Source organism: Lysobacter sp. 2RAF19 (assembly GCF_052115395.1).
Lineage (GTDB): Bacteria > Pseudomonadota > Gammaproteobacteria > Xanthomonadales > Xanthomonadaceae > Noviluteimonas.
In genome coordinates this window covers 1,008,641-1,032,029 of the sequence record NZ_JBFRGO010000001.1, presented here as the reverse complement: position 1 = coordinate 1,032,029, position 23,389 = coordinate 1,008,641, and the positions used below count along the sequence as shown (strand labels likewise).

Here is a 23,389-nt window from a genome sequence, read left to right as displayed (position 1 = left end):
GGCGGGGCGGACTGTAACAGGACGCGCCGCTTGTCGACTGCGACCTGGCTCAAGTCGTCGAATACAGCGTCACGACGAACAGCAGCAGGCGATAGCCCAGCACGATGGCCAGGACACAGAGGGTGAGCGCCGCGGTCTGCACGATCCGGCGCAGGCCCGAAGCGCCATATACCCGCCCGATGGCGAAGAACACGAAGACCGCGCATGCCGTGAGGTGCAGCGCGGTCAGCGCGTGGTCGACGCGCGCGGATGCCAGGCCGGCGCCGCCGAGCATGCGGTCGGCGACGCCCAGCAGCAGCGCGATCGAAAACACGACCAGCAGGAAGGCCCAGGTATGCAGCGCGAAGGCCGCATGCAGCAGGAACGGCCGATCCCGCCGATGGAACAGCAACCAGGCGACGAACGCGAACGCACCGGCCATCACGATGATCAGCGACTTGGCGTTGGCTTCGGCGATGGCGTCGAACTTCGGTGCGTATTGCGCGAGCGTCATCGACGTGTTCGCCAAGCGCGCGTGCACCAGTTGCGTCGCCCATTCGCGCCAATCCTGCACCTGCATGTGCGAGGCCAGCGACGCACCGAAGACGTTGATCGGCGAGATGGTCTGCACCGCGAAGAACACGACGTTGGCCAGCAGGAAGATCTGCAGCGGGCCGATGTAGGGCTTGCGACAGCCGGTGATGTAGGCGACCGTCAGCGCGCCGGGGCTGCGCAACAGCGTCCACGAAGTGCGCATCACGCGCTTGTCGACATTCGTCAGTGCATGCGCGATGCGTTTGACCAAACCACGCAGCGTGAGGTCGCTCGCGTCGAGCCTGCGTTCACCGCATTGCGCACAGTACGGCGTGCTCACGATCGTGCCGCACGTGGGGCAGGACCAGGTTGCGGGCGGCGGCGATTGCATGCGGCCGCAATGGTACGCCCGCGCGGCATGCGCATCGTCACCCTGCCGGACGGCACTCCCCCGGGCGTGGGCGCACCGCCTTGAATACGCGCTCCCCCGATCCGGTCCTCCGCATGCCCTTCGCGCGCCTGTCCCTTTTCGTTGCGTTTGCCCTCGCCGCACCGTTCGGCTTGGCCCGCGCCGCCGATCCGGTGCAGGTCGCGCCGGCCGACTTCCACGTCGAAGCCCTGCGCCCGACGACGCAAACCTACCTCGTGTACTTCCACGGCGCGCCCGACACCGGCTTCAAGCGCACGATGCTCGCCACCACGCAGGTCGCACGCGAACGCGTCGACGGCGCCGATGCCTGGGTCATCACGCAACACTGGGAAGACGAGACCGGCGTGGTGCACACCGCGCGCACCGTGCATGCAACGCGAGATCTGAAGACGCTGGCGCAAACCACGATGTGGAAACGCCCCACCGCGCAATACACGACCACCGTCGATCCGAAGAAGGGCACCGGCACCATCGAAGGCACGCTTCCCGATGCCGCGCGCCAGAAGATGGAGGCCGGCTTCCCATCGATGAAGAACGGTTGGTGGATGAACTGGCATTCGGACCTGAGCCTGCTGCCCTTGTTGCCCTGGGAAAAGGGCGGCACCTTGCGCGTGCATTTGTTCGACGTGGGCATGGATGCGCCGATGGACGTCGATTACACCGTCGTCGGCGAACGCAAGTTGCCCGCGGGCGATGGATCGCAACTGGATTGCTGGCTCGTCGAAACCGAAAGCGGCCAGCCCGGGAAAGGAAACTACCAGCGCTTCTGGATCGACAAGGCGCGCCGCGTGGTGTTGAAGGAAGAGGACGTCTTCAACGGCATGTATCGCTCGAAGGTGTTGCTGAGCGTGCCCGCGGTGGTGGAGTACCCGCTGCCGGCGGCCGCGCCGGCGCCGTGATTCAAGTCTCGTCGGCGAGCTTGAATGGGTTGTAGGCCAGGTTGAGCCGTTCGCCCAGCATCACGCCGATGCGTGCGCAGCTGGCCTCCATGTCCGCGAGCACGGCGCGATCGGGTTCGGCGAGCGCGTCGCTGGAGCGCAGCAGGTACAAGCCGGTGACGACCGGTTGCAGCAGGTCGCGGATCTCGCGCTCGGTCGCGGTGACCAGTTCTTCGCGCGAGGCGTTGTCGCTCCGGATCGTCTGCAATTGCGAGAGGCTGGCGCTCAACTCGTCGGCGATATCGAGTTGGTGTCCGATCAATTGGGCGAACAGGGTGATCGACTTGAGCTTCACCGGATCGACGTCGACATCGCTGGGGGCGCTGTCGATCGCGCACAGGGTGCCGAAGAAATCGCCGTCGCGACGGAAGATCGGCACCGAAACGTAACTTTCCAGGCCGTAGTGCAAGGGCGTGTGGTGCGTGCTGTACGCCGGATGCGCACTGGCGTGGCCGAAGATCACCGGTTGGTGGTGCTGCCGGATTTCGTTGCAGATCGTCGTCTCGACGACCAGCTGGCTGCCCGGCGCGAGGCCGAAGCCGAGGTCGTCGCGCACGGCGCACGCGGTCCATCGGGTTTCGGTCACGCGCGCGACGGCGGCGAAGCGCAGCCCGGTCAACTCGATGACGGCATCGAGGATCGTCGGGACGGACGTGCAGCGTGCGATTTTCGCGACGTCGTCGTCGATCGCGTTCGGATTGGAAAGGTTGGTCACGCAGCCAGTCTACAGTCGCGGTGATGGCGGAAATCACGTGGCTGAATGGCGTGATTCATGTGCGTGAACACGTGCGTGAACCCGATGGTTCAGCGCGCTATCCCCGCGGCAGCGTACCCTGTCGTTTCATGGAGACCCCCAACCCCGATGCGGTGCCCTCGTCCAGCGAGGGTTCCGTCGATGGCGCCTGCGCGCAACCCCATTGCAGCCGATGCGACGCGGTGTGCTGCCGGCTGACCGTCGTGGTCATGCCCGAAGATCGCGTTCCCTCCCACCTGCTCGATACGCGCAACGGCCTCACGGTCATGGCGCACGATGAGGAAGGCTGGTGCGTGGCGCTGGATTCGGCGCGCATGTGTTGTTCGATCTACGAGTCGCGCCCCGAAGTCTGCCGCCGCTTCGTGATGGGTGGGCCGTACTGCCGCAGCGTGCGCGAGGAGTACTCGGAGCGACGCGCCCTGGGGATCGAGCTGGTCTCGTATTGAGGCCGGCGATCCGTAGTTTTACTTAGGCACGGGTACGTGGAAGCTCCGACGCGCGTTGCGTGACCTGCCTCGATGATGGCGGTCAGGCAATGAAGGAGCGAGGCCATGCACTGCATCGCATGGACGCCACGATGATCTCGACGCGGACGGTGCTGGCGATCGCGCTTGCGGGCCTGTTGGCCGCGTGCGCGGGAAGCGCGGTCGAAAGTACGCCGCCGGCGCCGGCCGTCGCGAAGGTGCCGGAATTGAAACCCGGCGTGCCTGCCGGATACCTGGGACGCGCGCTCCCCGACAGCCTGGCCCTCGTTCCGCCGCCGCCGACAGCCGATTCGCCGGCATTCGCGCAGGACCAGGCCATCCACGCCGCAGCGCAGGCCTTGCGCAACGGCCCGCGCGGAACGATGGCGACGTCCGATGCCGACTTGCATTTCCCGCATGCGCCGACCGCTTTCGACTGTGCATTGGGGAAGTCGATCACGCCTGAAAACACACCGCGCCTCTACATGCTCCTGCAACGCACGCTGGTCGATGCCGGCCTGGCGACCTATCGCGCGAAGGACCACTACAAACACGAACGCCCGTTCGTGCATTACAACGAGTCCACGTGCGCCCCCGCCGACGAAGCCGCGTTGCGCCAGGACGGGTCCTATCCCTCGGGGCACACCGCGATCGGATGGACGTGGGGCCTGATCCTCGTGGAAATCGCGCCCGATCGCACCGATGCCTTGCTGGCGCGTGCGCGCGCGTTCGGCGAGAGCCGCCTGGTGTGCAACGCGCACTGGCAGAGCGACATTCTTGCCGGGCGTACGGTCGCGGCTGCCACGTTCGCGCGCTTGCAGGCCGATGCGACCTTCGCCGCCGACGTGGATGCCGCGAGGGACGAAGTCGCGCGTGCCGCACCGATCGATGCTGCGACGTGCGAAGCGGAATCGGCGCTGGTGGCGCCGATTCCGGGAACGCTCTGAACGATCAGGGCTGCGTGCGGATCACTCCGTGGAACCCACCGCCGTCCACGACTGGCTCGGAACGCTGGTCACCGCCTGTGCGGTGGCGGCGTTGCCCGAACGCCAGATGACGTTCGCGCCGCTGGTGGTGTTGCGCCACAGGATGTCGGCCTTGCCATCGTTGTTGTAATCGCCCGAACCCACGGCACGCCACGCGGGCGCCACGCTCTTCACCGCCATGGGCGTCGCCGGATTCGCGGCGAGCCAGACGACGTTCGCGCCGTTGTCGTTGCGCCACAGGATGTCGGCCTTGTGGTCGCCGTTGTAATCGCCCGAACCGGCGACGTGCCACGAAGGCGCCACGCTCTTCACCGCCATGGGCGTCGCCGGATTCGCAGCGAGCCAGATGACGTTGGCGCCGTTGTCGTTGCGCCACAGGATGTCGGCCTTGTGGTCGCCGTTGTAATCGCCGGAACCCACTGCGGTCCACGACGTCGCGACGGCCTTCACCGACACCGCCGTCGCCGCGCTCGCCGAATGCCAGATGACGTTCGCGCCGCTGGTGGTGTTGCGCCAGAGGATGTCGGCGCGGCCATCGCCGTTGTAATCGCCCGAGCCGACGACATGCCAGGCCGGGCTGATCAGCGCCGAAACCGCCTGCGGCGTGGCCGCGCTGCCCGAGCGCCAGATCACGTTGGTGCCGTTGGTGTTGCGCCACAGGATGTCGGAGTGGGCATCGCCGTTGTAATCGCCGACGCCGACCGCCTGCCACGACAAGGCGACCGCGTTGGTCGCTTGCTGGGTGGCCGAATTGGCCGAGCGCCAGATCACGTTGCCGCCCGAAACGCCGTTGCGCCACAGGATGTCCGAACCGCCATCGCCGTTGAAGTCGCTGCGATGCGCGACGGGGGTGACGGGCGCGGTGACCGTGATCCGGCCCGACATGCCCACGCCGCCCGCGCTGCCGTGTTCCTGGCAGAAGAAATTGATGGTGCCGGCCGTAGGGAAGGTCACCGTCGACGACCATGCCCCGGGGCTGATGCCGCCGTCTCCGCCGGCGCCGTCGCAGCCGTTGGCGCAGCGGAACATCGTCACCGATCCCGGATCGGACATGGCGTTGTGGAAGCCGCCGGCGTTGCGGAAGGTCACCGTGTCGCCGGCGGCGATGGTGAGCGTGCTCGGCGTAAAGGTCATGCCGCTCGCCGTCACGACATGGTCGGTGGCGAACGCCGGCGCGGCCAGGGACAAGCCCAGGACCGCAGCGGGGCAGGTGATGCTCAGCAGTAAGGCATCGGCAACTGCGTTGGACTTGGCTCGCATGGCGCACCCCGTTGGCGGTGGGGAGCGGCCGGACCCGGCCGTTCTCCCGTTCTCCGTATTGCCGGGAAGAACGGGATTGGTTCAATGCGAAGGTCGTGCCTGCGCAAAAGGCTCAGGTCGGAGCGAAACCGCGCGTGGCCTTCTTCTCGTTCTTGGCGTCGCGCTTTTCCTTCTTGGTCTTTTCCGGCTTTTTCTTCGCTTCTTTCTTACGGTCCATGCCTTTCATTTTCGACTCTCGGTAGATCGGCCCTGTGGGTGCGCCGGGCGGGCCGCCGTGGTGGGTGTTGAGGCCGTTTGCAGCTTCTGCAGCACATGGGTCGTGCCCAGCTTCTCGATCATACCGCCACGCTCGCGGAAGCTGGCCAGGTCGGCCGCCAGCTGTTCGTGGGTGATCGATCCCTTGGTGGTCTTGCGGTCGAACGTCCGGGGCATCGCGTTTTGCGAAGCGGTCATGCAGGGCTCCTGGCGGGGCGGAGCTGCACGGAGGCTCGGGTCACGACGCGGAGAATCCGCGGTCGAGTGCGAAGGCATCATAGCCGCTTGGCGGGGCCGGGATCGTGAAGCGTGCTTGCGCCGGTCAGGTGCCCTTGGGTCATGGGCGCGTTGGGACGAACGCGCGACCCCGCCTGCATTGACGCCCCGTGCACACGATGTTGACGAGTCGCTCCCGGAGAATCCCGGAAGCACTCATCCGGTGGTTTCATGTCCTCCCAATCCCTCTCGCTGCCCCCTCCCATCCGGACGGGGGTGAGCGGTCTCGACATCATCCTGGCCGGCGGGCTCACGCCGCATCGGCTCTACCTGCTCGAGGGCGTGCCCGGGTCGGGCAAGACGACGATGGCGATGCAATTCCTCATGGCAGGCGTCGCCGCCGGGGAGCGGGTGTTGTACGTGACCCTGTCGGAAACCGAGCGCGAGTTGCGCGAAGTGGCGCATGCGCACGGTTGGTCGCTCGACGGCATCGCGATCCACGAGTTGTTCCCGGTCGGCGACCAGCTCGACCCGGAGTCGCAGTACACGATGTTCCATCCATCGGAGATCGAACTGGTCGAGACCACGCGCCGCGTGCTCGATGAAGTGGAACGCCAGAAACCCGACCGCGTCGTGTTCGATTCGCTCGCCGAACTGCGCCTGCTGGCCGGTTCGATGCTGCGCTTCCGCCGCCAGGTGCTGGCGTTGAAGCAATACTTCGCGGGGAAGGGCACGACGGTCCTGATGCTCGACGAAAGCCAGGTCTCCGACCAGGGCTTGCACGTGCACACGATCGTGCACGGCGCGATCCAGCTCGACCACCAGACGCTCGATTTCGGCGGCGACCGGCGTCGCCTGCGCATCAGCAAGATGCGCGGGCGTCCGTTCCGCTCCGGCTACCACGATTACAAGATCGAGACCGGCGGCGTGCGCGCTTATCCGCGGCTGATCGCCGCCGATTATCGACGCCACGGCGAGAACATCCCGGTCGCCAGCGACCTGGCCGAACTCGACCTGCTCCTCGGCGGCGGCCTGGACCGCGGCACCAGCACGCTGCTGATCGGCGCGGCGGGCGCGGGCAAATCGTCGCTCGCTTCGCATTTCGTCCGCTCGGCGGCCGCGCGCGGCGAACGTTCGGCGATCTTCCTGTTCGACGAAAGCCAGCGCGCGATGGTCACCCGCTCCAAGGGCATCGGCTTCGACGTCGAGCGTTGCATCGACGACGGGACCGTCAACCTGCAATCGATCGATCCGGCGGAGCTTTCGGCCGGGGAATTCATCGAACGCATCCGGACCGCGGTGGAAGTCGACGACGCGAAGTTGATCGTCATCGACAGCCTCAACGGTTTCCTCAACGCGATGGTCGAAGAGCACCACGTGCTCAACCAGTTGCACGAATTGTTGTCCTACCTCGCGCAGCTGGATGTCACCACGATCCTGATCGCCTCGCAGTTGGGCCTGATCGGCCAGATGCAGACCACGCTGGATGTCAGCTACCTGGCGGACACGGTGGTGCTGCTGCGTTACTTCGAAAGCCGCGGCGAAGTGAAGCAGGCGATCTCGGTGCTGAAAAAGCGCACCGGTCCGCACGAACGCACCATCCGCGAGATGCGCATCACCTCGCATGGCCTGCAGATCGGCGAACCGCTGCGGCACTTCCGCGGCGTGTTGACCGGCGTGCCGCAGGAAGAGCCGCCGAACGACCTGACCGTGAGCGAACCCACCCCCACCGGCGACGCGGAATGAACGCATCCGCACCAGGCGCGAGCCTGCGCGTGCTGCTGTTGCTGCCCACCGCCCGCGACGCCGACCTCACGTGCGGCATCCTCGAAGACAACGGGCTGACGTGCCATGTCTGCCGCAGCGCCGTCGAACTGAGCGAGGAGTTGGCGCTGGGCGCGGGTGCCGTCCTGGTGGGCGAGGAACTGCTGAAGAACGACGGCGTCCACGCCGCGATCGCCCAGGTGCTCGAAGACCAGGGCGCCTGGTCCGACTTGCCCGTGCTGATCCTGACCGGGCGCGGCGCGGACTCGCTCGCGGTCGGTGATGCGGTGGCCGCGCTGGGCAACGTGACCTTGCTCGAGCGTCCGCTGCGCGTGTCGGCGTTGCTCAGTGCGTTGCGCACTTCATTGCGGGCACGCGCGCGCCAGTACGAGATCCGCGACCATCTCGATGCGCTCGAACGTGCGCGCGATGCCGAGGCCGATGCGGTGCGCCGCAAGAACGAATTCCTCGCGATGCTCGCGCACGAATTGCGCAATCCGCTCGCGCCGATCCGCAATGCCTTGCACGTGTTGGCGATGGAAGAGGCCGACGCGCCGCGCCGCAAGGCTCTGCACGCCACGATGAGCCGCCAGGTCGACCACATGGTCCGCCTGATGGACGACTTGATGGAAGCCTCGCGCGTCTCGCGTGGACGCATCGAACTGCGCCGCCGCGCGATCGACCTGCGCCACGCCTTGCGCAGCGCATTGGAGCTGAGCGCGCCCCTGGTCGAAGCCGGTTGCATCACCTTGCACGTGGAGATGTCCGACCACCCGCTGGTCGTCGACGCCGATTCGGTGCGCTTGACCCAGGTCTTCGGCAACCTGCTCAACAACGCGGCGAAGTACGGTCATCCCGGCGGCTGCATCTGGGTGAGTGCGCGCGCCGATGGGGATTCGGCGATCGTCGAGATCCGGGATGACGGCATCGGCATCGATTCGACCGTTCTTCCGCATGTCTTCGAACTCTTTACGCAGGGACGACGCGATCGCAATCGCCTGCAGGACGGGCTCGGCATCGGCCTGGCGCTGGTGAAGCAGTTGGTGGAAATGCACGAGGGCCGCGTCGAAGTGGACAGCCAGGGCGCCGACGCAGGCACGCGCGTGATCGTGCACCTGCCTCGCGTCGCCGATTCCACCAGTGCGCTCGAGGCGCAGGAGAAGACGCTCGCCGTCGCCCCCAGGCCCCTGGGCCGCGATGCCATGCGCGTGCTCGTCGTGGACGACAACGAAGACGCGGCGCGCACGCTCGCGATGCTGCTGGAATTGCTCGGCATGGATTTCCGCATCGCCTCCGACGGCCCGCGGGCACTGGCGCTGGCCGCGGACTTCGAACCGCACGTGTGCTTGCTCGACATCGGCTTGCCCGGCATGAACGGTTACGAGTTGGCACGACGCCTGCGGGCCGACCCGCGCCACGCCGGCGCGGTGCTGATCGCCATCACCGGTTGGGCCGGGCCGCAGGACAAGGCGCAGGCCTACGCGGCGGGGTTCTCCGACCACTTCCGCAAACCCGCCGATGTCGCGCGCCTGTCTGCACTGCTGGAAGCCACGCGCGCGAACCTGGTGCATCGCGCCAGGGCCCAGCGTTCGACTGCATGACGCTGGACCGGCGATACTGTCGATGTGACGACCCCGGACTACAGCGTCGTGTTTTCGCGCTCCCGCGGTGGCTTGATCGCCACCGTCGTCGGTGAGCGCACGCTTGCGAACACGATCGCCTACTGGGAACGGATCGTCGAGGAAATCGCAGCTCATCGCCCCGCCTGGCTGTTCGTCTGCGATCGGCTGGTCGGCCACGAGTTGGCGATCGCCGACTGGCGCAAGCTGGTCCAGAGCATGAAGGGCCGCGGGCTCGAAGGGCTGCGCATCGCGCACGTCAAACCCACCGGCATGGATCATCTCGAATACTGCGAGATCTTCGCCCGCGAGGCCGGGATCGATGCGCGCGCGTTTTCCGATGCGGGCGTCGCCGATCGTTGGTTGCGTTACGGCGTCGACGAAGCGTAGCCGCGCGTACCAAGCATCAGGTGCTGTCCGCAGTCTCCAGCGACGCCAGCAACTTCAGCAGCACGGGCAGGGAGATGGGTTTGACGAGGTGATGGTCGAACCCCGCGGCGAGGGCGCGCTTGCGCTCGGCCGGCTGGCCCCAGCCGGTCAGCGCGATCAGCGGCACCTCGACGCCCCGCGAGCGCAACGCACGCGCGACGTCGTATCCGGTCACGCGCGGCATGCCGATGTCGAGGATCACGACCGAAGGCGCGACCCGATCGAAGGCGGCGATCGCGTCGATGCCATTGTCGACGACATGCACGTGCGCACCGAACAGGCGCAACGCTTCGGCCAGGCTGTTCCCGACGTCCTGGTTGTCGTCGGCGAGCAGCACGCGCAACGACAGCCTGATCGCATCTGTCCCGCCCGACCCGGAGGCATCGTCGGGCGCATCGGCTTGCAGCGGCAACCGCAGGTTGAAAACACTTCCCTTGCCGAGCCCTTCGCTGTGCGCATCGAGCGAACCGCCGTGCAGCACGGCCAGGCGACGGGCGAGCGCAAGGCCGATGCCGAGGCCGCCCTGGTGCGACGAACGCACGCGGTCGCCGCGCGTGAACATTTCGAACAGATGCGGGATCTCCGCAGGATCCATGCCCATGCCCGTGTCGCTGACCGACAGCGACAGCATGTCCGCCGAGGCCACCGCGCGCAGCGCGATGTCGCCGCCGGGCTCGGAATAGCGTGCCGCGTTGTTCAACAGGTTGACCAGCACCTGCGCCAGCCGAACGCTGTCGCCGAGCAGCGTCACGCGCGATTGCGGCAAATCGATCGTCAGGCGATGGCCGCCTGCATCGATCGCCGGGCGGGCCGCCTCGACCGCGCTCTCCACCACCGAGCGCAGATCCACCGATTCCATCTGCAGCGACACGTTGCCGCGCGTGATCCGCGAGACCTCCATCAAATCGTCGACCAGGCGCACGAGATGATCGACCTGCCGCTCCATCATCGAATGGATGCGAACCTGCGCGCCGTCGCCCGGCGGCGTGCGTCGCAGGATCTCCAGGCCGTTGCGAAGCGGGGCGAGCGGATTGCGCAATTCGTGCGACAACGTGGCGAGGAATTCGTCCTTCGCGCGATCGGCTTCGGCGAGGCGTTGCGCGTGTTCGCGCATCACCTGCTCGGCGGCCTGGCGGTCGGTGACATCGCGCGTGGTCCCGGCCACGGCGACCACGTTGCCCGCGGCATCGAACACCGGCGCGAAGATGTAGTCGTAGATGCGGCGTCCGTTCGTGCCGGTGAACGGGATTTCCCCGCGGATCGGCGCGCGCGTCCGGATCACCGTGGCGATCTCGCGATCGTGCATGTCCGCGTGCCACTGCTCGTAGCCCAGGTCGATCCAGGTCTTGCCCCGCACGTCCTGGACGCCCCAGACCTTGAGCAGGGCTTCGTTGGCGTAGATCGCGCGATGGTCGGTGCCGAAGATGTAGACGAAGTCGGGCGTGTTGTTGAGCGCCGCTTCGTAGATGCGGCGCTGACGCTCCGAGTCCAGTTGCTCCGTCGAGGCTTCCTCGGACTGGTGCAGGATGAATTCGACTTCGCCCGCGTCGTCGAGGACCGGGCTGTTGGTCGCGGACCAATGGCGTTCCCGGAACCGCCCGCTCGATGGATCGGCGACGTCGAACCGTTGCTCGTGGTGTTCGGCCTTGCGCGCGCGGATCACGCGTTCGAACGAAGCGGTCAGGGCCGCGACGCTCCCCGGCGAATCGGGCGCGTCGGGAAACAATTCGAACACCGGGCGGCCGATGGCAGTGTCGGGGTCGGCCAGCAGCGACCGCAGGGTCGCGTTCATCGCGACCACGGGAAACCCAGGGACCGCCCGGAGAAGCACCACGTTGCCGGGGAGGTGTTCGAGGACGCGGTGCAGATCGCGCGGATTCATGGCGTGGGAAACGTGTCTTGAATCGCGAAGCTTAACCAGCGGACTGTCGAGGTGGCTTCACTCCGTCGCATGCCCGACGGTGGCGCCGTGAAGTTCCGTTCATCTTTTGCTTGGTGCAATCGTCATCAGGATTGGTTGCTCCTGGTACACGCAAATGACCGAATCTCCCTATCTGCGGGCAGAGTTCCTCCTCATCCTGGAGGCCTTGGAACAGGGGATCGTCCCCGGCGACGAAGCCGCCCGGGAACTGATCGAAATGGGGCTGCTGGAGCCGGGCGCGAACGGCCCGCGGATGACGGTCCAGGCCCGCGTCAAGCTGGAAAACCTGCGCGCGCAGGCGGCTGCGATCAGTCCCGCCATCCTCTGACGCCACGCACAAACAAAAAGCCCGCAACGCGTGCGGGCTCTTTGTTCAAACCTGACAGCCGGGATTAACGGAGGGACTTGCCCGCCGAATCATCCGTCGACGCCGGCTTCTGGTCGCCGGACGCCTTGCGGTCGGTGTCCGTTTCCGGGCTCGGCTTGGGGTCTTCGACCTTCGCCGTCTTGCCGTCGCTCGGGTTCTCGACCTTCGTGACCGGCGGCGTCTGCGTCGGGCTGGCGGTCTTGTTGGTATCGGTGCTGTTGGAATTGTTCATGTGTCTCACCTTGGAAGGATCCGATTGGGATCGATTGTTGGCCATCGCCAAAATTTGCCTGCGAAGCAGGCCTGGGGCTCAAAGGCGAGGAGGCAAGTCGGTGAGTGCCGCCGGAAGACATCCGTGTTTCCAGGTGCCAACGCACAGTAGGCGGATGGGGATGACAGGACGGTGATCGCATCATCGAGCGGCAGTTGGAAGCGCACCTCATGCAGGTGTCACCGCGCGATGCGTAGAAGTAATCGATCCACGCATCGAGGTGTTTCCCATGGCCCGTCGCAAGCCGCCGTCGTCCACGCCCGCTTCCCGCATCGCCCAACAGGCGGCCGATGTCGATGCGATGTCCGAAGCCATGCCGTTCAACGCGAACAAATCGCTCGAATACGGCTACGACAACGCGCACGCGCCACAGGAAGGCGAGGGCGTCGAAGCCCCCGGCGACGATGTCGGCGCAAGCACGCTGAGCGAAGTCAATCACTCCGACAAGCTCGGCACGCGCGCAGCCAGCGGTGAACCCGTTGCGGTCGGCCCGCTCGATCCGGTGCGCACCGACGCCACCGCGCAACGCCTGACGACCAACCACGGCGTTCCGGTGTCCGACAACCAGCATTCGCTCAAGGCGGGATTGCGCGGCCCTGCGCTGCTGAAAGACTTCATCCTGCGCGAGAAGATCACGCACTTCGACCACGAGCGCATCCCCGAGCGCATCGTGCATGCGCGCGGCAGCGGCGCGCACGGCTTCTTCGAATGCTATGCGCCGCTGACCGACATCACCCGCGCCGCGCCGTTTCAGGCCAAGGGAAAGATCACGCCGGTCTTCGTGCGCTTCTCCACCGTGGCGGGCGAACGCGGTTCGAAAGACACCGCGCGCGACGTGCGCGGCTTCGCCGTGAAGTTCTACACCGATGAAGGCAACTGGGACCTGGTGGGCAACAACATCCCCGTGTTCTTCATCCAGGACGCGATGAAGTTCCCCGACCTGGTGCATGCGGTGAAGCCCGAGCCGCACAATGCGATGCCGCAGGCGGCCTCGGCGCACGACACGTTCTGGGATTTCGTGTCGCTCATGCCCGAGAGCACGCACATGCTGATGTGGGTGATGTCCGATCGCGGCATCCCGCGCTCCTATCGCATGATGCAGGGCTTCGGCGTGCACACCTTCCGCCTGGTCAATGCGCAGGGCGAAGCGGTCCTGTGCAAGTTCCACTGGACGCCGAAGCTCGGCACGCATGCGCTTGCGTGGGAAGAGGCCGTCAAGATCTCCGGCGCGGACCCGGACTTCCATCGCCGCGATCTCTGGGAGGCGATCGAAGCGGGCGCATATCCGGAGTACGAACTGGGCGTGCAGGTGTTCACCGAAGAAGATGCGGCGCGTTATTCGTTCGACATCCTCGACGCGACCAAGCTCGTGCCGGAAGAATTGGTGCCGGTGCAGCCGATCGGCCGCATGGTACTCAACCGCAATCCCGACAACTTCTTCGCCGAAACCGAGCAGGTCGCATTCTGCACGGCGCATGTCGTGCCGGGCATCGACTTCACGAACGATCCGCTGCTCGCCGGCCGCATCCATTCCTACGTCGACACGCAGATCACGCGCCTTGGCGGCCCGAACTTCCACGAGCTCCCGATCAACGCGCCGATCGCGCCGGTGCACAACAACCAGCGCGACGGCATGCATCGGCAGGCGATCCATCGTGGCCGCGTGTCGTATGAGCCCAACAGCCTCGGCGGCGGCTGCCCGTTCCAGGCCGGCGCCGCGGGCTTCGTGTCCTTCCCCGAGCCGGTGAAGCAGGACGAGTTGCGCGGCCATCCGGAGAAGTTCGCCGAGCACTACAACCAGGCGACGTTGTTCTTCAACAGCCAGACGCCGGAAGAGCAGGCGCACATCGCAGGCGCTTTCCGGTTCGAACTGAGCAAGGTGACGGTGCCCGCGGTGCGAGCGCGCATGCTCGCCGGATTGGTGAACGTCTCGCGCGATCTCGCCGCGAAGGTCGCCGACGGGCTCGGCATGGCGCTACCGGAGGCGTTGCCGCGCGCCATCGCACGCGTACCGAAGGCCGAAGTGAAAACCTCGCCCGCGCTTTCGATGATGGCGCGTCCCGGCGAACCCGGCGTGCCCTCGCGCAAGTTCGCGATCCTCGTCGCCGACGGCGTCGACGGCAAGGCTGTCGAGGCCGTGCAACGCGCGTTGCTCGACGCCGGCGCAGTGCCGCGCCTGATGGGCGTGCGCATCGGCCCGTGCAAGACCGATGCGGGCGCGATGCTCGATGCCGAAGTCTCGCTCGAGAACGAACCCGGCGTGCTGTTCGACGGCATGATCGTTCCCGATGGCACGGGCCGCATGGGCGAGGTGCGCATGGATGCGCGCACGCTCGACTATCTCAAGGAACAGTACCGTCATTGCAAGACGCTGCTGGTGCTTGGCGATGGCGATGCGTTGCTGGCGTCGGCCGGCATCCCCGATGCGTTGCCCGACGGCGCCCCGGATCCCGGCGTGATCGTCGCGAAGGATGCGCGCGCTGCGATCCGTGCCTTCATCGAGGTTGCCGGGCAGCGACATTGGCAGCGGGAAACCGATCCGCCGCGGGTGTAAGGGCCCGTCTACACCCGTGTCGAAAGGGACACCGCTTCCAGTTGCTCGGGAACGCGCGCCTGCCAGCCGAGTTCGTGCTTGATGCGCGCGCGCAGCGTGTCGGCGGCATCGGGTTCTCCGTGCGTGATGAAGGTCATGCGCGGCGGGGTAGCCGCGGTTCGAAGCCATCGCATGATCTCGTCTCCGTCCGCATGGCCGGAAAACGACTGCAGCGCGACGACTTCCGCGGCGATGCGGACATCGCGCCCGAACATCCGTAGTTGCCGCGAACCAGCCACGAGCGCCGCGCCACGGGTGCCGCCGGCCTGGAAGCCCGATAGCACGATCGCGTTGCGCGCGTCCTCCCCGAACGCCTCCACGTGGTGCAGCACCCGGCCGCCCGTGAGCATGCCGCTGGCAGAGAGGATGATCATCGGACCGTGTCTACGATTCAGCGCCTTGGATTCCTCGGAGGTTCTGACCATCGTGGCGAGCGCGTACATCGCTCGGCACTCATCTTCCGACGCGATGTGCTCGGTTCGGTGGCGAAGGTAGATGTCGGTGGCGTCGATTGCCATCGGGCTATTGAGGAAGACCGGGATCGGCGGCACTTCGCCACGCGCGCGCAGGCGCGCGATCTGGAGCAGCACGCCCTGCGCGCGCCCGATGGCGAACGCGGGCACGATGATCACGCCACCCCGTGCGGCGACGCGACGAATCACGGCGCCCAGTTCCACGTCAGGATCGACTACGGGGTGGCTGCGATTTCCGTAGGTGCTTTCGCAGACCAGAAGGTCCGCGCCGTCGAAGGGGCGCGGCGGACGCATCAGGATGTCGTGGGGCCGGCCCAGGTCGCCCGTGAAATGGATGGAGGTGCCCGCCACCTCCATCCGGACTTGTGCGGCCCCCAGTAGATGGCCGGCGCGAACAAAGCGTGCGACGCCGCCGCCGAGATCGAGCGCATGATCGAATGGATGGGGTGTCAGGCGGCGCAGGGCGGCCTCGGCATCTGCCTTGGTGTAGAGCGGCAGCGGCGCGGCGTGTCGCGAGAACCCTTTCGCTTGCGCGAATTTCGCCTCTTCCTCCAGCAGGTGCGCGCTGTCGCGCAGGAGCAGGCCGCACAGGTCGCGGGTCGCTTCGGTGCAATGGATGCGGCCACGAAAACCATCCCGCACCAAGGCGGGCAAGTAGCCCGAGTGGTCCAGGTGCGCGTGGGTGAGCACCACCGCGTCGATGGTGTCGGGCGGTACGGGAAACGGGGCGCGGTTCCGCTCCCGCAATTGCTTGTACCCCTGGAAAAGGCCGCAGTCGACCAGCCATCGACGACCGTCCGATTCGAGCAGGTAACGCGATCCCGTGACGGTTCCGGCGGCACCGAGGAACTGGAGGGTGGGACCTGCCATGCGGACTCCCGGAAGCGGCACCCAAATGGGACACGTTCTTGTGCCGATGGCCGTTGACCTGGATCAACATCCGTCGCTTTGGGGGCGCGCAGGCTTTGGCGCGACCCCGTGTGGAGACGCGACCATGCTCAAGGACCTCTTTCTTCCCATCACGCGTGCGTCGACCGACGATGCGGCGCTGGCGATCGCCGAGAGACTTGCCACCGCGTACGGGGCCAAGCTGATTGTCTCGGTTCCCGCGGCGGTTCCAGCCGTGATTGCGGCGCCCTGGGGGTTCGCGCCGGGCGATGTGCTGGTGGAGGTATTGGAAGGCGTCGAGAAGGAAGCGCTGCGGCACGCAGAGCGACTGCGCGCGCAACTTTCGAAGTCCGAAGCGTCGGTGGATGTCCGCGTGGACCGCACGCGCATTTTCGATCCCGCCGACGCGCTGACCATCCAGGCGCGCTACACCGATCTCGCCGTCCTTTCACGGCCAACGGGCAACGACGCCGCCATCACGCATGCATTCTTCAGCGCATTCCTGTTCGGCTCGGGGCGGCCCGTCCTCACCGTGCCGGCCGACAAGCCGGAACGCGGCGCGGGGCGTTTCACCAAACTGATGCTCGCGTGGAAGCCGACGCGCGAATCCGCGCGCGCGATCCACGACGCGATCGCGCTGTTCGAGCCCTCCGATGCCGAGGTCCTGATCGTGGACCCGGAAGTTGGAGACCTTTGGCATGGCGACGAACCGGGCGCCGATATCGCGGCGCATCTGGCGGAACACGGCTTGCGCGTCAATGTCACCCGGCGTCCCGCCGGTTCGATGAGCGTGGCCACCACCATCCTGTTGCACGCCGCCGAATGCGGGGCGGATCTGATCGTCGCCGGTGGTTACGGGCACACGCGGATGCGGGAATGGGTGCTCGGCGGCGCGACGCGCGGACTCCTGGAAGAAATGGAAATGCCGGTGTTGTTCTCGCATTGAGGGTTGCCGACATGTGCGGATCGCCCGCATCGCAGGGGCCGGATGAAGCGCGCGACCTGGCGCTCTTCGTCCGTGTCCTCAGGGAAGTTTTCGATCACGAACCATGGGTCGATGTCGAGCCTTGCGCGCGCCGCGCCTGGACGCAGATTGCCCAGATCAACGGCGTCCAGTGGGAGCATGTCCATGACAGCGTCCGGCGCAGCTGGCAATTGCATTGAGCGATCTGCCCTTCAAGGGGCCATCCGGACATTTCCCCGCGAGGCCGATTGCCGCTGCGACATTGCCGTGCTCCGCGCGGCTCAACGGGCCGTGTAGCCCCCGTCTATGACCAATCCGGCGCCCGTCATGAACTTCGACTCGTCCGATGCCAGGTACACGATGCCCCAGGCGATGTCGTCCGGTTCGCCCATGTGGCCCAGCGGGTGGAGTGCGCCGACCTCCTTCCGGGCGGCCGCCAGGTCCGTCGCGCCCGAGTCGCGCAGGTGGTGCTCGACCATGGGCGTCCAGATGTAGCCGGGGTGGACGGAATTGACGCGAATCCGATCGGCGGCATACAGCAGCGCATCGGTGCGGGTCATCAGCGTGACCGCGCCCTTGGACGCGTGATACGGGGGCACGTCCGGTGCGCCGACGAGGCCGTAGATCGACGAGAGATTGACGATGCTGCCAGCACCGGCGCGGCGCATGTGGCCGATGGCATGCTTGGTGCAGAAGAACACGCCCTTCACGTTGACGGCCTGCACGGCATCCCATTCGGCTTCGGTCAGCTCATGCGTGGGTTTGTTGGCGCCGGCGACCCCTGCGTTGTTCACGAGCACATCGAGCGAACCCCAAGTGTCCGCGACGCCGTCCAGGGCCTGTTTGACGCTGGCTTCGTTGGTGACATCCACGCGCCAGTACCGTGCGTCGGCGCCGCTCGAGCGCAATGTGTCGGCCAGCCTGCGCCCATCGTCGTCGCGAAGGTCGAACAGGGCGACGCGCGCGCCTTCTTCCGCGAACCGGCGTGCGGTCGCCGCGCCGATGCCGAGCGCCGCGCCCGTCACCACGCATGTCTTTCCCTTGAGCCGGTTCATGGTCGCGCTCCTGCGTGGGCGATGCGTCATTGGAGCCTGCTGGGAGCGTCACGATGTTGACGCAGGTCAATCGCGCACCAACCAGGGCCGCAACGCCGCGGCAGTTGCGAACGGCGCGAGCAACGCGACCAACCACCATGCGATTGCCGGCGGCGCGAAGTCGAGCCAGCGTGAGACAGGCGCGACACGCGTAGCCAGCACGAGCAGCAGGAGCGTCGCGATGGCAGCGATCCTGAATTGGCGGCTTCTGCCAACGACCGCGTCGAGCAGGGACTTGCCGGGCCGATAGGTCGCCATCAGCGCGATGTTGCCGGCGACCAGCACGGTGAAGTCGAGTGCGGCCACCTGCACGGTCGGAAAGCCGACCCGGCGCGCGAATTGGTCGATCGCCAGCAGCGGCGCGAACATGGCGAGCCCTTGCGCCGCGGTCGCCGCGAAATCGCGCAAGCCGAGGATGGGTTGCGAGGCAGGGCGAGGCGGTCGCCGCATCAGATCCGGACGAGCGGGCTCGGCTTCGAACACGATCGAGCACGCCGGATCGATGATCAACTCCATCAGCACCACGTGGATCGGGAACAGGACGGGCGGCACCCCAAGGAACACCGGCAACAGCGCCAGCAGGGTGATCGGCACGTGCACCGCCATGATGTAGCGCACGGCACGGCGGAGGTTGTCGTAGATGCGTCGGCCTTCGGCGACCGCGCGCACGAGCGAAGTGAAATCATCGTCGACGAGCACGATCGATGCGGCTTCGCGCGCGACGTCGGTGCCGCGCTTGCCCATCGCCACGCCAACGTGCGCCGCCGCCAGCGCGGGCGCATCGTTGATCCCGTCGCCGGTCATCGCGACAATTTCGCCTTGCTGCTGCAGCCGTTCGACCAGGCGCAACTTGTCCTCGGGCTTGACCCGCGCGAACACGTCCGTCCGCGCGATCCCGGCCTGCGCCGCGATGGCCTGCGCGGTGCCTTCGTGATCGCCCGTCAACATCACCACGCGCATTCCTGCCGCGCGCGCTTGCGCGACTGCATCGGGCGCGCCATCGCGCAGCGGATCGATGAAAGCCACCAATCCGCGCCATTGCAGGGCTGCGGCCTCCGGCATATCGGGTAGCGCCTCCACCGGCGCGGCGGCCACGCCCAACACGCGGAGCCCGCGTCCTGCCATTCGCTCCACGCGCGCGTCGATACCGACGGCGATTCGCTCCGGAAGTCGACAGGCCAGGGCGACCGCCTCCGGCGCGCCCTTGACGAACAGCATCGATCGGCCCGCGCGGCGCCATGCCATGCCAACGCTCCGTCGTGCCGCCGAAAACGGGTATTCGCGCAAGGGCGTCCACTCCGCGAGTTCCGCCGACAGCGATTCCCGCAAGGCCAAGTCCATCGGGTCCAGGGAATCCACGGGTGCGGCGAGCGCCGCGGCCTCCAGGATCTGCACCTGCGCGTCGGCGAAGTCGTCGCTGACCTCCGCGACGCGCATGCGGTTTTCGGTGAGCGTCCCGGTCTTGTCCGTGCACAACACGGTGACCGAACCGAGCGCTTCGATGGCGGCCGGGCGGCGCACCAGCACCGATCGACGCGACATGCGCCAAGCGCCAAGGGCCAGGTACACCGTCACGATCACGGGGAATTCTTCGGGAATGTTGGCGATGGCGAGCGTCACGCCACTCAACAACGCCTTGAGCGCGCCGGCGCCGCGCGCGTACATGGCCGTCGCCACGACCAGGCACGACAGCAGCGACAGCGACGCGAACAAGCGGACCAACCGCCGCAACTGCCGTTGCAGCGGCGTCGGCGGGGCGCGCACCTCGCGCAGCGCCACGCCGATCCTGCCGTATTCGGTGCGTGTGCCGGTGGCGGTGACCTCGGCTCGTCCGGTTCCGCGTACCACCAGGGTGCCGGCACGAAGACCACTTGCTTCGGTGGACCCACCGACCGACTTGGATATCGGCATCGATTCCCCGGTCAGCAACGACTCGTCGACCATCAAATCCGCAGCGCCGACGACCGTCGCGTCTGCGGCCAGGCGGTCGCCCGCGGTCACGAGCAGGACATCTCCCACGACGACATCGCGCGAGGGAATCACCATCGGGGCGCCGTCGCGAAGGACGCTGGCCGTCGGGCTGGCTTGTTCCCGGAGCGCGCGCAACGCATGTTCGGCGCGATATTCCTGCGCGATGGTCAACGCCACCACCGCCACGATCGACAGCAGCAACAGCACCGCATCGCGCGGTTCCCCGAGCGCGAGATAGATGGCGCCGGCGGCGATCAACAGCAGCAGCATGGGCTCGCGCAGAGCCTGGAACACGATGCGCAGCGGCGAGCGCTCCTCCGGATCGGGCAGGGCATTCGGCCCGTCGAGGGCGAGCCGGCGACGCGCTTGTTCGCCCGAAAGGCCGAGCTCCCGCACGTGGTTTCTCCCCCGGAGGATGCCACGTGAATCCGACGCCCAAACACGAGGCGAAGCGTTGACCTGGGTCAATCCGGATCAAATGCTTCGTTGACTTCGATCAACCTCGCTCGCCGGGGCCGCTGGAATGATCGAGGCTTGCCCGGGAGCGTGCGAGGGCTGCGTCGGCGCTGATCGTTACGCGCTGTTACAAATCGTTGCGGTGGTGACATCGGCGGATCGCCGGTCGCGTGCAGGATCGCGGCAACTGCCCCGGAGCTGCCGCGATGATCCCGCACGAACTGCCGGCCCCGCTGTCTTCGCTGCCCTTCACGCGCATCCACGTTCCGACGCGCGGCTGGGTCTTCCATGCCGGGCAACCGCATCCCGGCGTGTACTTCGTGCATGGGGGCTTCCTGAAGACTGTCGTCGGCAGCGAAGACGGACGCGAGCGCATTTGCTCGTTCGCGATGCACGGGCAATGGTTGGGCCTTGAGTCGCTGGGAAGTGCTTGCCACGTTTCCGACTGCATGGCGCTGGACGCGAGCGAAGTCTGGCTCCTGCCGCAATCTTCCATGGACGCGCCGATCGTTGCAGCGACGCTCGCAAGGCTGTGCGCGCAACAGTTGCGCGAACAACAGGCGTGGACGCTGGCGATCACGTCGCTTTGCGCCGAGCATCGCGTCATCGCGTTCCTGCACGAAGTCGGCAACCGTCACGCGCGCCTGGGCTGCAGCGCGCGCCGCTTCCGATTGCGCATGACGCGCGCGGAAATGGGGAACTTCCTGGGGTTGAAAATCGAAACGGTGACGCGCGCATTGACCAAGTTGCAGGCGTGCGGCGTGTTGTCCGTGGATCGCCGTGAAGTCACGCTGCTGGACCCGGCCGCGCGCGACACCGCGCAAAGGCCGCCGCGAGTTGCGCGAGATCGTAGGGCTTGTGCAGGATCTCGAATGCGGTCGAGCGGGCCTCCAGCCCGTGCGCATGCCCCGATGTGATCACCACGCCGATGCCGGGCCACTGTTGGTGAACGCGCGCGGCGAGATCGGCACCGTCCGCGCCACCGCCGAGCATCAGGTCGCTGAAGACGACGTCGTAACCGCCATCGGCGTCGGACAGTCGCGCGATGGCGGCATCGTGATCGGCCACGGCAACGACGTCATAGCCCAATGCGCGGACGAACGCGGATGCGATGGTCCGCACTTCCTCGTCGTCCTCGACGATCAGCGCCTTCCCGGAGTGCGCGACCTCGATGTCTGCATCCGCCGACCGGGCCAGCGTCGTCGCCTGGCTGGCGACTGGCAGGTAGAGGGACACGCGCGTGCCCGCGTCTGGCGCGCTGTCGATCGCCATGCCGCCGCCGCTTTGCTGGACGAAGCCATACACCATGCTCAGGCCCAGGCCGCTGCCGCGTCCCCCCTTCGTGGTGAAAAACGGTTCGACCGCGTGCGCCCTGACATCGGGCCGCATGCCCGCGCCGGTATCGGTCACCGAGTAGACGACGTAATGGCCTGGCAAGACGCCCGCCGGAACCCGGTCGGCGGCGCACCATTGTTCCTCGACGGAGAAGGTGATCGCACCGCCGTCGGGCATGGCATCGCGTGCGTTCAAGGCAAGGTTGACCAGGGCCGCGTCCAGTTGCGCGACGTCCGCGAACGCGTGGGGCAGCCCGTCGGGCACTTCGAGATTCAACGCGATATTGTGCGAGAGCGTGCGCTGCAACAGCGCCTTGATGTCGCCGAGCAATCGCGCCGCGTCGATCGGTGCGGGCCGCAATTGCTTGCGTCGGCCGAAGGACAGCAGCTTGTCCGTCAGGTCCGCACCGCGTCGAACCGCGCGCAGCGCGCTTTCGATCAATGCGTTCGCACCGGGATCGCCTTCCTGTTCGGCGGCCAGCAATTGCAGCGATCCGGACATGATCGTCAACAGGTTGTTGAAGTCGTGCGCGATGCCGCCGGTCAACTGGCCCAGCGAATCCAGGCGCTGCGCGTGCGCGAGTTGGGCCTCGGTTCGGGATCGCTGCAGGACCGCGGCGATGAGCGTCGCGCAGGACTGCAGGAGGTGTTGCGCGTCGTGGTCGAAGCGGGAAGGCTGCGGCGACCAGGCGATCAATGCGCCGGTCGAAGCGCCACGATCCACCAGCGGGGCCAGCGCCAGCGTGTTGCAATCGGGGATCGCGCGCATCAGGTCGACGGCGCGCGCGTCGCCGCTGTCCGTGCTGAAGACGCGGAACTCCTGCGTGACATAGCGTGCAGGCAATTGGGCAGGGATCGTGCGCACGACGTTGTCGGAGGTACTCGTCCAGCGTGGTCCGTCGGTTGCATCCCGTAACCAGAAGGCGACGTGCACGTCGCTCCCCATGGTTGTGGCGAGCCGCATGGGAAGCGCGTCGACGAAGGCGTCCGGCGATCGCGCTTCGAGCGCTTCCTGCCCGAGGTCGGCGATGACGCGGTCGTAGCGCGCGCGCTCCAGCGCCTGTTGCGCGCGCAAGGTTTCCGATATATCGCGCACCGACGCCAGGAATTGTTTTACGCCGGTCTGGGTGGGCAATGGCGCCAATGCGATTTCCACCGGGAACTGTTCGCCATCCCGCCGCTGGCCGACCAGCGCCATGCCGCCGGCGCCCATCGGCCGCACACGCGGCGCGTTTGCGTAAGCGGTGCGGTGGTCGCGATGCCGCGTCCTGACGGACTCGGGCATCAGCGCCTCGATGTCCAGTCCCACCAGGTTTCCGGTTGCGTGGCCGAACATGCGGTGCGCATTCGCGTTTGCGCGCAGGATCCGGCCGTGCGTATCGACGATGAGCAGTGCGTCGGGTAGTGCGTCGAACAGGCCGGTGTCCAT

The 23,389-nt window shown here is 66.9% G+C and carries 20 protein-coding genes and 1 pseudogene; 11 read left to right on the top strand and 10 right to left on the bottom strand.

Annotated features, from left to right (window positions below):
* Positions 1-49: 49 nt before the first annotated feature.
* Positions 50-904 (bottom strand): DUF3667 domain-containing protein, encoded by an 855-nt coding sequence (locus tag AB4059_RS05020; RefSeq protein ID WP_498977163.1) that lies wholly within the window; start codon positions 902-904, stop codon positions 50-52.
* 80 nt (positions 905-984) lie between these two features.
* Here AB4059_RS05020 and AB4059_RS05015 point away from each other — a divergent pair, with 80 nt between their 5' ends.
* Positions 985-1,842, top strand: coding sequence for a DUF3108 domain-containing protein (locus AB4059_RS05015; protein ID WP_498977161.1), 858 nt, complete (start codon positions 985-987; stop codon positions 1,840-1,842).
* Position 1,843: 1 nt separating this feature from the next.
* Here AB4059_RS05015 and AB4059_RS05010 read toward each other — a convergent pair whose 3' ends face one another.
* The gene (locus AB4059_RS05010) at positions 1,844-2,596 is read right to left on the bottom strand and encodes a GAF domain-containing protein (RefSeq protein ID WP_498977159.1); all 753 of its coding nucleotides are present in this window, start codon (positions 2,594-2,596) and stop codon (positions 1,844-1,846) included.
* 128 nt (positions 2,597-2,724) lie between these two features.
* Here AB4059_RS05010 and AB4059_RS05005 point away from each other — a divergent pair, with 128 nt between their 5' ends.
* The gene (locus AB4059_RS05005) at positions 2,725-3,081 is read left to right on the top strand and encodes a YkgJ family cysteine cluster protein (RefSeq protein WP_498977157.1); all 357 of its coding nucleotides are present in this window, start codon (positions 2,725-2,727) and stop codon (positions 3,079-3,081) included.
* Positions 3,082-3,170: 89 nt separating this feature from the next.
* Positions 3,171-4,046 carry an acid phosphatase gene (locus AB4059_RS05000; protein WP_498977155.1) on the top strand — a complete coding sequence of 292 codons (876 nt, stop codon included), beginning with the start codon at positions 3,171-3,173 and terminating at the stop codon, positions 4,044-4,046.
* 21 nt (positions 4,047-4,067) lie between these two features.
* On the opposite strand, the gene AB4059_RS04995 is transcribed toward AB4059_RS05000, so the two are convergent.
* Together AB4059_RS04995 and AB4059_RS04990 are read right to left on the bottom strand one after the other, a co-directional pair.
* Complete coding sequence (locus AB4059_RS04995) at positions 4,068-5,345, bottom strand: FG-GAP-like repeat-containing protein (protein ID WP_498977153.1); 1,278 nt, start codon at positions 5,343-5,345, stop codon at positions 4,068-4,070.
* Positions 5,346-5,567: 222 nt separating this feature from the next.
* Complete coding sequence (locus AB4059_RS04990) at positions 5,568-5,798, bottom strand: hypothetical protein (RefSeq protein ID WP_498960396.1); 231 nt, start codon at positions 5,796-5,798, stop codon at positions 5,568-5,570.
* A gap of 249 nt (positions 5,799-6,047) precedes the next feature.
* Between AB4059_RS04990 and AB4059_RS04985 the strand changes: the two genes are divergently transcribed.
* Genes AB4059_RS04985 through AB4059_RS04975 form a run of 3 tightly spaced genes read left to right on the top strand, consistent with a single transcriptional unit; the run spans position 6,048 to position 9,589 of the window.
* Positions 6,048-7,562: an ATPase domain-containing protein gene (locus tag AB4059_RS04985; RefSeq protein WP_498977151.1), complete on the top strand. Its 1,515-nt coding sequence runs from the start codon at positions 6,048-6,050 to the stop codon at positions 7,560-7,562.
* Complete coding sequence (locus AB4059_RS04980) at positions 7,559-9,181, top strand: ATP-binding protein (protein WP_498977149.1); 1,623 nt, start codon at positions 7,559-7,561, stop codon at positions 9,179-9,181. The genes AB4059_RS04985 and AB4059_RS04980 overlap by 4 nt, the downstream gene beginning before the upstream one ends.
* A 24-nt stretch (positions 9,182-9,205) precedes the next feature.
* Positions 9,206-9,589, top strand: a complete 384-nt coding sequence (locus tag AB4059_RS04975; RefSeq protein WP_498977147.1) for a hypothetical protein — start codon at positions 9,206-9,208, stop codon at positions 9,587-9,589.
* A gap of 16 nt (positions 9,590-9,605) precedes the next feature.
* On the opposite strand, the gene AB4059_RS04970 is transcribed toward AB4059_RS04975, so the two are convergent.
* Positions 9,606-11,510 (bottom strand): ATP-binding protein, encoded by a 1,905-nt coding sequence (locus AB4059_RS04970; protein ID WP_498977145.1) that lies wholly within the window; start codon positions 11,508-11,510, stop codon positions 9,606-9,608.
* Between the two features lie 154 nt (positions 11,511-11,664).
* Between AB4059_RS04970 and AB4059_RS04965 the strand changes: the two genes are divergently transcribed.
* A complete protein-coding gene (locus AB4059_RS04965) occupies positions 11,665-11,877 on the top strand; it encodes a hypothetical protein (protein ID WP_498977143.1) in 213 nt (70 codons plus the stop codon).
* 64 nt (positions 11,878-11,941) lie between these two features.
* On the opposite strand, the gene AB4059_RS04960 is transcribed toward AB4059_RS04965, so the two are convergent.
* Positions 11,942-12,148 (bottom strand): hypothetical protein, encoded by a 207-nt coding sequence (locus tag AB4059_RS04960; RefSeq protein ID WP_498977141.1) that lies wholly within the window; start codon positions 12,146-12,148, stop codon positions 11,942-11,944.
* 268 nt (positions 12,149-12,416) lie between these two features.
* Here AB4059_RS04960 and AB4059_RS04955 point away from each other — a divergent pair, with 268 nt between their 5' ends.
* Positions 12,417-14,741, top strand: coding sequence for a catalase (locus AB4059_RS04955; RefSeq protein WP_498977139.1), 2,325 nt, complete (start codon positions 12,417-12,419; stop codon positions 14,739-14,741).
* An 8-nt stretch (positions 14,742-14,749) separates the two neighbouring features.
* Here AB4059_RS04955 and AB4059_RS04950 read toward each other — a convergent pair whose 3' ends face one another.
* Positions 14,750-16,123, bottom strand: a complete 1,374-nt coding sequence (locus AB4059_RS04950) for an MBL fold metallo-hydrolase RNA specificity domain-containing protein (RefSeq protein WP_498977137.1) — start codon at positions 16,121-16,123, stop codon at positions 14,750-14,752.
* Between the two features lie 46 nt (positions 16,124-16,169).
* Here AB4059_RS04950 and AB4059_RS04945 point away from each other — a divergent pair, with 46 nt between their 5' ends.
* Both AB4059_RS04945 and AB4059_RS04940 read left to right on the top strand, forming a co-directional pair.
* Positions 16,170-17,087, top strand: a complete 918-nt coding sequence (locus AB4059_RS04945) for a universal stress protein (RefSeq protein WP_498977135.1) — start codon at positions 16,170-16,172, stop codon at positions 17,085-17,087.
* Positions 17,088-17,098: 11 nt separating this feature from the next.
* Positions 17,099-17,305 (top strand): hypothetical protein, encoded by a 207-nt coding sequence (locus AB4059_RS04940; protein WP_498977133.1) that lies wholly within the window; start codon positions 17,099-17,101, stop codon positions 17,303-17,305.
* 81 nt (positions 17,306-17,386) lie between these two features.
* Here AB4059_RS04940 and AB4059_RS04935 read toward each other — a convergent pair whose 3' ends face one another.
* Entirely contained in the window at positions 17,387-18,160 is a 774-nt protein-coding gene (locus AB4059_RS04935) for an SDR family NAD(P)-dependent oxidoreductase (RefSeq protein WP_498977131.1), read from the bottom strand.
* Between the two features lie 66 nt (positions 18,161-18,226).
* Positions 18,227-20,566 (bottom strand): cation-translocating P-type ATPase, encoded by a 2,340-nt coding sequence (locus AB4059_RS04930; RefSeq protein WP_498977129.1) that lies wholly within the window; start codon positions 20,564-20,566, stop codon positions 18,227-18,229.
* Between the two features lie 266 nt (positions 20,567-20,832).
* Between AB4059_RS04930 and AB4059_RS04925 the strand changes: the two are divergent.
* Positions 20,833-21,381, top strand: a pseudogene (locus tag AB4059_RS04925) (Crp/Fnr family transcriptional regulator); the annotation flags it as partial.
* Positions 21,382-21,412: 31 nt separating this feature from the next.
* On the opposite strand, the gene AB4059_RS04920 reads toward AB4059_RS04925, so the two are convergent.
* Complete coding sequence (locus tag AB4059_RS04920) at positions 21,413-23,389, bottom strand: PAS domain S-box protein (RefSeq protein ID WP_498977127.1); 1,977 nt, start codon at positions 23,387-23,389, stop codon at positions 21,413-21,415.

What these genes read in the sequence shown, in the direction of transcription:
- AB4059_RS05020 (WP_498977163.1), bottom strand. Translation starts at nt 904, where the DNA reads ATGCAATCGCCGCCGCCCGCAACCTGGTCCTGCCCCACGTGCGGCACG.
- AB4059_RS05005 (WP_498977157.1), top strand. Translation starts at nt 2,725, where the DNA reads ATGGAGACCCCCAACCCCGATGCGGTGCCCTCGTCCAGCGAGGGTTCC.
- AB4059_RS05000 (WP_498977155.1), top strand. Translation starts at nt 3,171, where the DNA reads ATGAAGGAGCGAGGCCATGCACTGCATCGCATGGACGCCACGATGATC.
- AB4059_RS04995 (WP_498977153.1), bottom strand. Translation starts at nt 5,345, where the DNA reads ATGCGAGCCAAGTCCAACGCAGTTGCCGATGCCTTACTGCTGAGCATC.
- AB4059_RS04990 (WP_498960396.1), bottom strand. Translation starts at nt 5,798, where the DNA reads ATGACCGCTTCGCAAAACGCGATGCCCCGGACGTTCGACCGCAAGACC.
- AB4059_RS04985 (WP_498977151.1), top strand. Translation starts at nt 6,048, where the DNA reads ATGTCCTCCCAATCCCTCTCGCTGCCCCCTCCCATCCGGACGGGGGTG.
- AB4059_RS04980 (WP_498977149.1), top strand. Translation starts at nt 7,559, where the DNA reads ATGAACGCATCCGCACCAGGCGCGAGCCTGCGCGTGCTGCTGTTGCTG.
- AB4059_RS04970 (WP_498977145.1), bottom strand. Translation starts at nt 11,510, where the DNA reads ATGAATCCGCGCGATCTGCACCGCGTCCTCGAACACCTCCCCGGCAAC.
- AB4059_RS04965 (WP_498977143.1), top strand. Translation starts at nt 11,665, where the DNA reads ATGACCGAATCTCCCTATCTGCGGGCAGAGTTCCTCCTCATCCTGGAG.
- AB4059_RS04960 (WP_498977141.1), bottom strand. Translation starts at nt 12,148, where the DNA reads ATGAACAATTCCAACAGCACCGATACCAACAAGACCGCCAGCCCGACG.
- AB4059_RS04955 (WP_498977139.1), top strand. Translation starts at nt 12,417, where the DNA reads ATGGCCCGTCGCAAGCCGCCGTCGTCCACGCCCGCTTCCCGCATCGCC.
- AB4059_RS04950 (WP_498977137.1), bottom strand. Translation starts at nt 16,123, where the DNA reads ATGGCAGGTCCCACCCTCCAGTTCCTCGGTGCCGCCGGAACCGTCACG.
- AB4059_RS04945 (WP_498977135.1), top strand. Translation starts at nt 16,170, where the DNA reads ATGGCCGTTGACCTGGATCAACATCCGTCGCTTTGGGGGCGCGCAGGC.
- AB4059_RS04940 (WP_498977133.1), top strand. Translation starts at nt 17,099, where the DNA reads ATGTGCGGATCGCCCGCATCGCAGGGGCCGGATGAAGCGCGCGACCTG.
- AB4059_RS04935 (WP_498977131.1), bottom strand. Translation starts at nt 18,160, where the DNA reads ATGAACCGGCTCAAGGGAAAGACATGCGTGGTGACGGGCGCGGCGCTC.
- AB4059_RS04920 (WP_498977127.1), bottom strand. Translation starts at nt 23,389, where the DNA reads ATGGACACCGGCCTGTTCGACGCACTACCCGACGCACTGCTCATCGTC.